Annotated in this window: 13 protein-coding genes; 10 read left to right on the top strand and 3 right to left on the bottom strand. The window is 31.2% G+C overall.

What is annotated here, in order from left to right:
• Positions 1–114 precede the first annotated feature (114 nt).
• Positions 115–372 carry a helix-turn-helix domain-containing protein gene (locus tag CVD27_RS12875; RefSeq protein ID WP_257984353.1) on the bottom strand — a complete coding sequence of 86 codons (258 nt, stop codon included), beginning with the start codon at positions 370–372 and terminating at the stop codon, positions 115–117.
• A 163-nt stretch (positions 373–535) separates the two neighbouring features.
• On the opposite strand from CVD27_RS12875, the gene CVD27_RS12870 reads away from it, so the two are divergent.
• From CVD27_RS12870 to CVD27_RS12855, 3 genes are all read left to right on the top strand, one after another.
• Positions 536–838: a hypothetical protein gene (locus CVD27_RS12870; protein WP_101648312.1), complete on the top strand. Its 303-nt coding sequence runs from the start codon at positions 536–538 to the stop codon at positions 836–838.
• Between the two features lie 51 nt (positions 839–889).
• The gene (locus tag CVD27_RS12865; protein ID WP_101648311.1) at positions 890–1,135 is read left to right on the top strand and encodes a hypothetical protein; all 246 of its coding nucleotides are present in this window, start codon (positions 890–892) and stop codon (positions 1,133–1,135) included.
• 736 nt (positions 1,136–1,871) lie between these two features.
• Complete coding sequence (locus tag CVD27_RS12855) at positions 1,872–2,063, top strand: hypothetical protein (RefSeq protein WP_101648309.1); 192 nt, start codon at positions 1,872–1,874, stop codon at positions 2,061–2,063.
• Between the two features lie 625 nt (positions 2,064–2,688).
• On the opposite strand, the gene CVD27_RS12850 is transcribed toward CVD27_RS12855, so the two are convergent.
• Positions 2,689–2,994, bottom strand: a complete 306-nt coding sequence (locus CVD27_RS12850; protein ID WP_101648308.1) for a hypothetical protein — start codon at positions 2,992–2,994, stop codon at positions 2,689–2,691.
• Positions 2,995–3,183: 189 nt separating this feature from the next.
• Between CVD27_RS12850 and CVD27_RS12845 the strand changes: the two genes are divergently transcribed.
• The 3 genes from CVD27_RS12845 (at position 3,184) to CVD27_RS12835 (ending at position 7,543) form a co-directional block, all read left to right on the top strand.
• The gene (locus CVD27_RS12845) at positions 3,184–3,840 is read left to right on the top strand and encodes a hypothetical protein (protein WP_101648307.1); all 657 of its coding nucleotides are present in this window, start codon (positions 3,184–3,186) and stop codon (positions 3,838–3,840) included.
• 327 nt (positions 3,841–4,167) lie between these two features.
• The gene (locus CVD27_RS12840; RefSeq protein ID WP_101648306.1) at positions 4,168–7,026 is read left to right on the top strand and encodes a hypothetical protein; all 2,859 of its coding nucleotides are present in this window, start codon (positions 4,168–4,170) and stop codon (positions 7,024–7,026) included.
• Positions 7,027–7,363: 337 nt separating this feature from the next.
• A complete protein-coding gene (locus CVD27_RS12835; protein ID WP_219621308.1) occupies positions 7,364–7,543 on the top strand; it encodes a helix-turn-helix domain-containing protein in 180 nt (59 codons plus the stop codon).
• 117 nt (positions 7,544–7,660) lie between these two features.
• Here the strand turns inward: CVD27_RS12835 and CVD27_RS28110 are convergent, their stop codons facing one another.
• Entirely contained in the window at positions 7,661–7,819 is a 159-nt protein-coding gene (locus CVD27_RS28110) for a hypothetical protein (RefSeq protein WP_180960266.1), read from the bottom strand.
• A 62-nt stretch (positions 7,820–7,881) separates the two neighbouring features.
• Here CVD27_RS28110 and CVD27_RS12830 point away from each other — a divergent pair, with 62 nt between their 5' ends.
• The 4 genes from CVD27_RS12830 to CVD27_RS12815 all read left to right on the top strand — a co-directional run bounded on the left by CVD27_RS12830 (position 7,882) and on the right by CVD27_RS12815 (position 9,638).
• Positions 7,882–8,082, top strand: coding sequence for a hypothetical protein (locus CVD27_RS12830; protein WP_101648304.1), 201 nt, complete (start codon positions 7,882–7,884; stop codon positions 8,080–8,082).
• A 136-nt stretch (positions 8,083–8,218) separates the two neighbouring features.
• Positions 8,219–8,572, top strand: a complete 354-nt coding sequence (locus CVD27_RS12825; RefSeq protein ID WP_101648303.1) for an SLOG family protein — start codon at positions 8,219–8,221, stop codon at positions 8,570–8,572.
• A gap of 16 nt (positions 8,573–8,588) precedes the next feature.
• The gene (locus CVD27_RS12820; RefSeq protein ID WP_101648302.1) at positions 8,589–8,894 is read left to right on the top strand and encodes a hypothetical protein; all 306 of its coding nucleotides are present in this window, start codon (positions 8,589–8,591) and stop codon (positions 8,892–8,894) included.
• A 36-nt stretch (positions 8,895–8,930) separates the two neighbouring features.
• Positions 8,931–9,638, top strand: coding sequence for an AP2 domain-containing protein (locus CVD27_RS12815; RefSeq protein ID WP_101648301.1), 708 nt, complete (start codon positions 8,931–8,933; stop codon positions 9,636–9,638).
• Positions 9,639–9,659 lie beyond the last annotated feature (21 nt).

The following is a 9,659-nucleotide window of genomic DNA, read 5'->3' as shown; positions in this document are numbered from 1 at the left end:
CCGGCTAGCATAAAAATAACGAAGTGCAGGTTTAATTTAAATGTGACCACGGTCACAAGCAAAAATAATACTCTTAACTGCTCTGTATAAAGAAATAAAAAAGACGGTACTGGTTTATTCAGTATCGCCTTTTTGTTTGTCTTCTTCATCTATCAAAACAAGTAAATCCTTAATTTCAATTTTTAATACTTCACACACTCTTCCTATAGTGTCCCTTTGGTACTGCTTAGTATCATCATTATAAAGTCTTCTTAAAGTTTCAAACTTTATTCCCTCACCATTCTCATATTTAGTCATTTCGGCTAACTTTCTAATCGATAAACCACGTTCATCTAATATCTTCTTTAATTCTGATTTCGCACGTAATACCACAAAGATTTCCCCTTTCATTTTTAAAATAAATTATATCATAATGACTACAGAAAGTAGTAAATAAACAAATTAACTACGAAATGGTGTTGACAACAAAAAGTAGTCGTTTTATAATCGGATTATCAACAACGTTACGTTGTCAAGGAAGGGAGTTTAACCTTAATTGGAAAAGATAAAATTTCTAGTTGATCTTGTAGAGGAACAATTTATTGTAGATGGAATCTTAGTTGACGGAAAGCATGTTTTGTATTCCTTCGAGAACATTATCTGGTTTGCCCCATATGTAATTAATGATGGAGAACACTACATTATGAACAAAGGGGAAGTTATGTTATGCAAAGTAAAGAATAGTAACCTTGAAGAGAATTATAAGGAATTACTAACCAAATTGAAATCAATTACATTGTTTGAATATTTTACCTTATATCATGACTTGTCTTTGGATTACGACTTTAACTTATTATAAAAAATAGGGCTCTCCGCATTGGAGAGCTAAATAAAAGGGAGAGGTTACATAATGTCAAATTTAAAAACTGTTCAAAAGAAACAACAATTCGAGGTTTTCACTATTATGCGGGTCGCAACATCAGTCAGCGTTGAAGCAGAAAGTTATGAAGAGGCTGAAGTTTTAGCTAGTCAACAATTACATGCACATGCTAATCTTCAGGTTATGATGACTTTAATCAATCATAATGGAAAAGTAGTTATTCCTACTATTCACGACTGGAATACTAATAAATTTGAAGTAATTGAAAAGGACTAAAGGGGAGTTATTTCTCCCCTTATGGGGAACTAAGGGAGATTATCATGTTAGTAAGTCTTCTCTCACACAAGAGGTAAAATATTATTAAAGAGCGGCACAATGGGAGGAATATATGAAGTAGTAAATAAAAAGAAGCACTCGTTAATTGAGCGCTTGTTAAATAAAAAATCCCTTATCTTTTTGTAGGTTTATCAAAAAACAACTGATATTTATACAGTATTAAGGAATAAATAATTGTTACAACTACATGGTGTATGCGTGTAAATTTAACATATTGTATAAAATTTAGCTTTTCAAGCACAGGTATTACACCAAAACCAAAAAAGAGATTTTTAAAAAAAACGACCAATAAAAATAAAGGAAATTTACCGAACGTCAAGTGAAAAATCCAAAGACAACCTAATGGGAAATAACCTAAGACCAGGGATAGCAGGTTCCACATTTTTCTTTTGGTACCTCCACTTTTTACATCCCAAAATGCGTAGTTACTACCGATGAATGTTACTGTTACGGTAATAAGAGCACTTAAAATAGTTACCGGAATAAATCTTTTAATCGACTTTTTAGGTATTAGGAATACAGTCAACCAAGACAGTAAAGACCCAATTCTAATTAAGTATGTCATCATAAATCACCTCGATATGGGTATTTTTACCTTTTGGTGTTTAGTTATGCATTTTCATAAATGATTTAAGCCGTCTTACGATGAAATTACACCTTAAAGGAGTTGAACACCTTGAAGCAAAACAAATTCGTTGATCCAAAAGTAACAAGAGAAGAAATGGTTAAGGTTCTTGTAAAAGGATTGGGCAGGAGTTTAACAGATATAGAAGCTAAGAAGTTATTTTGGCTAAGTGAAACTTTTTACGAAACAAGAGGGGTTATTTTAGACATATTCAAGGAACTTGTTGAAAGACAGGAGGATTAAAATCTGTGGTTCAAACAAAAAAGGGAGCCCCAAAAAGGACTCTGCAGTAAATTGATATATTAAAAGGGGGTCATCTAATAATAATTATATTAACTGTTTATATTACCATAAAGAGGAAATTGAACCAAAGTTTGCTAGTATAAATTATCTAAAAAATTACAGAGAAATAAGCATATTTAGTTACAGAAGATAAATTCATGTTACAATAAAAATATCTATAAACAGAAATAAGCGTGTCTTCTTATGAAGTTTCGCTAGTTTAATGGCATCTTTTTCAGTTTTACTCGTTCCTTGAAAAATAAATATCTATCACTTATAAGCATATTATACATACACACATAGCCAATGTAAAGCTATTTTCGTTCCAATTTTTTTAAAATGAAAAATTGGAATGTTTGATATTAATTATCTAATAAAACTAGAGTTTTAAGGTAGAGAAGGGGAGGAGGATTAAATGATATCTAAACATCCTAACACATTCACTGACAATCCTATTCATAAATCTGGATAGCGTTGTTCATTATGAAATGTATTTATATTCCAATGATTAAAAACGGCTCAGATCAAGGATAAACGTCTTTGGAAGACCAGGAAAAAAGAAGCTCAATTGAGCCTCTTAGGTAGACTAATCTAAATTGATTTTTTTAACCTTTAAGAAATTGGATATTCCGTTCTCAGCTGTCCTTAATTTTTTTTCTATATAACTATGAGGATCAAAGGTTTCGATATGTCCTTCTAACTGTTGTTCAACCATGTCACAAAGCATACCTGACACTCTGCATAAGTGGTCAATAACACCAAGTAATTGTAGTTCAGTAACACCCACAGTTTTTCTGGTATTAGCATGTGTAACATCATAGAAAATACGATTAAGCCTCTTGTTCAATTCTTTCGTGTCCTGAACAGTAAATTTATCCTTTAGATTTGCCATAGGATTTATACCTCCTAAGAGTTATTTATAGTTCAGGTTATTCATCAACAGGTAAGTATAGAATACTATGGTAAATCTCTTTACAAGGAATTAAAAAACTTAATGAAAGGGGTGTTGCTTATTGAATGACATGTTAAACAGGTAGGTTAATAACAATTAATTTAACAATTAGTCAAAGGAGAAATGTTAATGACAACTGAAACCAGTAAAAAATTACATGTTCAAGTACCAACCTACATAGTCAGGAATGATGGGATTTATCTAACAAACAGTGAATTTTTGATCTATACTCGCCTTTGCTTTCTTTTTTTTAGAAATGCTAAAGAAAATAAGACTGAATTAAATATTGACCACAAGCAATTAATGTTTTTATCTCAAATTTCGGACACTAGAACATTCAAGCTGCGTCTCAAGAGGCTATATAAATTAGATTTAATTAAAAATCAAATAGATAAGTTACCCACTAAGGGAAATTTGAAGGTTATCTTTAATCCTGAAAAACTTATTTCTGACCATTTTACCATGATGTCTACGAGTATTTTTACATACTTAGCAAACGGTCAAATTAATGAATATGCCTTTAGGCAAGTCTTTTATTATAAGAGCCATATCAATAAGAAAGATAAAAGAAATTTAGAATATTGTTATGTTGGTTATGAAACATTAGTTGAGCGTCTAAAAGTATCAAGGACTAAAATTAAGGAAGCAAATGAGCAACTTAAGAAGGCGAACTTAGTCAAAATAACAACTCATAAGTTGGAATGGAATGGTGGATATACCGATGCAAACGAGCTTGATTATGAAAAATTTAATAATCATTACACAGTAGCAAATTCACTATTTTAATGGCTATTTTACCTAAGTACTCAGAATGCAGAACTAGAAAAATAAATGCAGAAGTAAGCTATTTAAAATTCAGAGCATAAGTACTCCAAATGATGCACTAGGGGTACTGTATATAGAAGTTAATTTAATATAAATATACATAAGATACATTTAAATACAGTATTTAGAATTCGTAAAACAAGTTTACTCATTCGGTTAAATTTTCTTGTTTTGTTTTCAAGTTTACCTTTTACATAATCTAATGTTTAGTTTATTTATTCATAACATATTGGTCAAAGTTAATCAAAGTCAAATTAATCAACTAATCAAAAAATGGGGGTATAATAAATGTCAGCGAAATTACAAAATCAAATTATTTTATATTCATTAGATACTACAGCTTTTTACAGTGATGATGAAATGAATTTAAATAAGGAATTAATTAAACATAAGCAATCCAAGTCAGATTTAAATAAATTAATTTCATCTTTGAAAGAGATTGGTTCAGGATTCAACAATTTATTAATTGGATACAATTTGATGTTTTATCTAAACGATACAGCAAAGTTAATTAAGAGATGGAATGCTTGTTATGAAAAATTAGATAAAAAAATTAATAAACTTTTGGAATGTGAGGATTCAGAAGAATTAAATGAAGATCAATTATTTTTTCAAGATTACTTGAATTTCCAATTAGATGATTATTTTAAAATAGATGAAAAGTCCGTTTCATTAGTTGAGGTGAATGTAGATTCAGTATTATATAAAAATATTAAATTCTTAAATGAAATAACTAAACAATTAAAACAGGAATTGATTGTTGAGGCGATTAAACATAAAGATGAAGTTCGAGTGTTAAGGGAAGACGCTTTAAATGATTCCAACAAAATTACTCAATTTGAATCAACATTGACTCGTTCTATTGGGGCGAAAGTAGACGACTTAACAACTGATATTTGTATTGTCCGTGCTTACCGATACATAATTTTTGAGCAATTGATGAATAGAGGTTTCAAATATCAAAATGAAATATATCAATATATGACATCTAGTGCCGGAAATATTAGAAATAAAAAATCGATTTGGATTAAGAAATCTGTATATGATCAAATAGAAAATAAGTTAATGTGTGGACTTACTAGAGATGATATTAACAAAAAGGGAGGTATGAATTTAAATAAGTACAACGCATATACTGCATTGTGCAATACAAGTTCTACTCCTTGGGATAACTTTGATATATCAAAAGCAATAGTCGTACCAGATTTTAAGACAATCATTAATGTTGATGTTGATTACATAAAAGGTGATACATACGAAATCATTCCTAAAGATAATTATCCAGTTGAGATTAATCATTTAGACGGTGCTGGAATGTACCAGCCTTCTCCTGATGGTGATAATAAAAGTTTCCAATTTCGTGCTCCATTTTTTAAAGGTCTTCTCATCGCTTTTCCGTTTGATAAATTCTTAGGTAAACAGAAAGGTGGAAGTCCGATTGTAAAAGATGTGTATGGAAAAGACCATGATGTGCTTAAAGAAGGAATCAAATATATCTTCACAGCTTCACAATTTAAAATGTGGAAAATGTTCATGAAAGACGATAAGGATAAAAACGCATGGAGAAGGTATCAAAGAGCATTCAAGAAATATAAGTGTGAGGCAGCAAAGTGTAAAGAAGATACTAATACATTTGATGATAAGCCGATTTCTTATCAAGTCTTACAGACACTCAACAAAATGACTCCAGAGGAACTAAAAGAAATAAGCAAATATACAGTTGATACAATTAATAAAATTGGAAATGACAAAGAGGCAACTCTTGAATTGCTTGGTGCTGGTAAATCCAATGAAAATAAACGGGGGTTTGAAAAGGCTCTTGAGATTTATCCTAATTTGTTAAATGACGATTATAGCAAAGAAGTGATTATGGAAAAGAGACGTTCATTAATTAAGAGTGCCAAGGCAGGAAAATTAATGATCCCAGGATCAAAACGTACATATATTGCACCAGATTTATATGCTTTTTGTGAGTGGTTGTTTCTTGGAATGGAGAACCCTAAAGGACTATTACAAAATGGAGAGGTTAGTTGTTCGCTATATGATGATGGTCAAAAGTTAGACGCACTCCGCAGCCCGCATTTGTATAAAGAGCATTGTGTCCGCACTAATAAAGTGAATAAGGATACTAAAGAGTGGTTTATTTCAAAAAATATATTTACATCAATACATGATGCCATTAGCAAGGTATTAATGTTCGATGTAGATGGTGACGATTCCTTGATCGTTTCCGAATCGTTGTTTGTATCCATCGCTGAAAGACATATGCTAAATGTTAGACCTCTACAATACGAACTTGGAGTTGCTACACAAGAACAAATAACAAATGCTAATATATTTAAAGGACTAAAGAGTGCTTACTCAAAGAATAGTCTGATTGGTGAAATTTCAAATGATATTAGTAAGCTATGGGCAAGTGCTAATCCAGATGAGGACTCTATACGCAGATTGGTGTTTGAAAACAACAGTTGTATAGACTACGCCAAAACTTTATGGTTCCCTGAACGTCCAAAAGAAATAAATGAACAAATTAAGAAGTATACCAAGGCTAAATTAGCTCACTTTTTCCGATTTGCCAAAGATAAGGAGAAAAGTCAGGTTCAAAAAATTGGTAACGGAGTAGTTGATATGTTGGTAAAAGAAAAAATTATCCCTAAATCTAATATTATTTTTACAGAGCTTGCTGAAGATATTGATTACAAAAAGTTGATGAAAAACACCAACATTGAAATTGATCAAAGAGTTATTGATGTGTTTGAGAAAATAAACAAATCAAAGTACTGGGACATTAAAAACGAAATAAAAGAATCTGGTGATTCGAGGAAAAAGGGAGAACTTGTAATCTACAAGAAATTTAGAAAGGAATTACTTGCACTTGGTAAAAGACAAGATGTAGTAGATATGTTAATTAGATATCTCTATGATGATAAACAAACTAAAAATAAACAAAGTCTATGGTTTATGTTCGGTGAAGATATTGCAAGAAACCTACTATATAATATTAAAGGGATTGTAGAATGTATTGAATGTAAAGATCTCATTGAAAAACCAAGACAACGCCAAATTCGTTGTGACAAGTGTCAGGATTTATATAAAAAAGAAAAAGATAAAATCAGAAAACAAAAAAATAAGAAAATTTCCGCTTGAGTTTAATAGTTTAATAATACATACTTGAAAAACCCTTGATTTATAAGGGTTTTTTCTTATTTAATGGATGTTCAAAAATCCTCTTAGGGGAAGGAAGTAAAACTATTGAAGCTGACAAGGGTTAGTACTTTCTTCCCTGCCCAACGATTAGGTGTTTCCATGAGGCAGTTGCCCAACAAACTGTCTCATCCTTTTTTTATTGTTAAAAATGGTTATAAATATCTAATCTTACATTAACATATAAAATTAGATTTTGGAAGTCTATATATATATTTTTTTGTCATAAATTTTTACAAATCCAAGTTAGGCGGTGAATGAGGGAGTGAGTTAATTGGGAATGTCAAAATTGAAAAAGCTAAGATTGCTTTCAAATATGAGTCAACATCAACTATCAGTTTTACTTCAGATAAGTCAATCGTATTTGTCCCTTTTGGAGCGTGAGAAAAGGGATATCACACCAGAATTAAATAAGAAAATTGAAGAAGTGTTCGGTTATTCAATTAAGTTTATTGATTAATATATTGTCCGTGTCAGTTTAGCTAATGCTGACTGTATTCTTACGGACGCTATAAATATATAAGAATACAAACGACTTGTTCATTATTTATATTATCCTCGGTAGGTGCATGAGGTGCTAACAAAGCATTACTCCAAGGAGAGTTAGCATTTGATCGTGCAGTGAAAAGAAATTGACGGTATCGGCAGCGTTATGCTGTGCGCCCTTACATACCTCCGTGACTAATAAAAGGTATGCCTCTAAATAATCTTGATTTGTATCAAGTGCCAGTTCCATGAGGGGCTAGTTTTAGCAGGAACTAGCCTTTTTATCGTGGGGCATAGAAAGGGTGAGAAACGATGGAAAATGAAAAAATGATGGTTACTCTAAGTGTTAAAGAATTAGATGATTTAATTTACCATACAACTTATAGAGCAATGAGAAGGGCTTTAAATAACCATTTTCATGGGATTGTACCTTTCTTTAACAAAATGAATGATGATCTAGAAACGATTGTCAAAGAAATTGATTATTTGAAATTAAGAAAACAAGAGGAATAGTATGAAACAGTATTATTGTTATGAATGTTTGAGGATTTATAGAAAACAAGTTTACAAATGCGAATGTGGTTCAAAGGATATAAAGCCGATTTTAATCAATACAGATAAACAAACAATTAGAGAGTAGAGTGATAAATTGTGCAGGGTAATTGTTACTGGTTCCAAAAATTTCGATGACTATACTTTATTAAAACAAAAATTAGATAATTATCTTAAAGATAAGGAATCTGATGTTGTTATTGTTTCCAGTGAAGCTGAAGGTGTAGAGACATTGGCTGAAAAATACGCAGTTGAACGTTTCTATGATATTTGCTGTTTCCCTATTCATTGGGCTAAGTATGGAAAGAAGGCAGCATTAATTAGGAATGACTTAATGTATAAGTTCGCTGATGCTTGTTTAATTTTATGGGACGGTGTTAGCAAGGATACTGGTTACACTGTGGGAGCAGCTAAGAAATATGGAGTGGAATATAAAGTAATTAGATATTAAGAGAGGGAGTGATGATTTGGAAAAGGATGTACTTGTAGAATTAAATAGCGATAACGATTTGTTCGAAGTGAGTTTTGGGGATTTTGATGGTACTGATGATGATTGGACACCAGTTTTAGCAAGCTTTTACTTTAAGAGTGATGCTTTGAGTTGGGCTTTAAGTAGGTTTAAGAAAATTGAAGATGAAGAAAAATTGTTTGTGATACTCGATCATACACAAGAATTGGAAATGTTGGCTTTTTCATTATATGAACTTGATGGGATTTTAGAGTTAATCCATGAAGAAGAAGGGTTTGTTATTAAGCAAAATGAAGACAAATAGAGTTGGTGAGATGAATGAGAATATTTTTTATCAATAATGGAAATAGTAAAGTACAATAACGCATCTGATATTGTTGTTAGGTTTATTGATACTAATAGTTTAGTAAAGTGTACATATGGCAATTTTAAAATTGGCAGTGTTAGAGACTTTTACGATAAAACCATTTGTGAAGTAGGTTATATTGGACAGGGTAAATATAATGTTACTGAGAATGGAGAGGTTACAAAGGTTTATAAAGTATGGAGTAGTATGCTAAATCGTGCATACAATGCGAAATATCACAAAAGAAATCCCTCATACAAGGATGTAACAGTTTGTCAGGATTGGCATAGTTTTCAAAACTTTGGTGAATGTTTTGATGAGAATTACTATGAAGTTGATGGGGAGAAAATGAACTTAGACAAGGATATATTGTTCAAAGGGAATAAGGTATACAGTCCAGATAAATGTTGTTTTGTTCCCGATAAACTAAATACATTGATTGTTACTTGCAATAGTGCAAGAGGATCATTGCCTATTGGGGTGACATTTAATAAGGTGACTCGGAGCTACCAGACACAATCAGCCGATGGAAAAGGGAAAGTGGTTCCTTTAGGTCATTATAGTTCACCTGAAGAAGCATTTGAGGTATATAAAAATTTTAAAGAAAATGTAATTAAACATATTGCAAATGAGTATAAAAATGTAATACCAGAGAAGTTGTACCATGCTTTGTATAATTGGAAAATTGAAATTTATGATTGACACAAGCGACTTAAATAAGTG

It is taken from the genome of Neobacillus cucumis, assembly GCF_002860255.1.
Taxonomy (GTDB): Bacteria; Bacillota; Bacilli; order Bacillales; family Cytobacillaceae; genus Neobacillus; species Neobacillus cucumis_A.
Note: the sequence above shows the minus strand (reverse complement) of the source record. Positions and strands in the feature narration are given on the sequence as shown.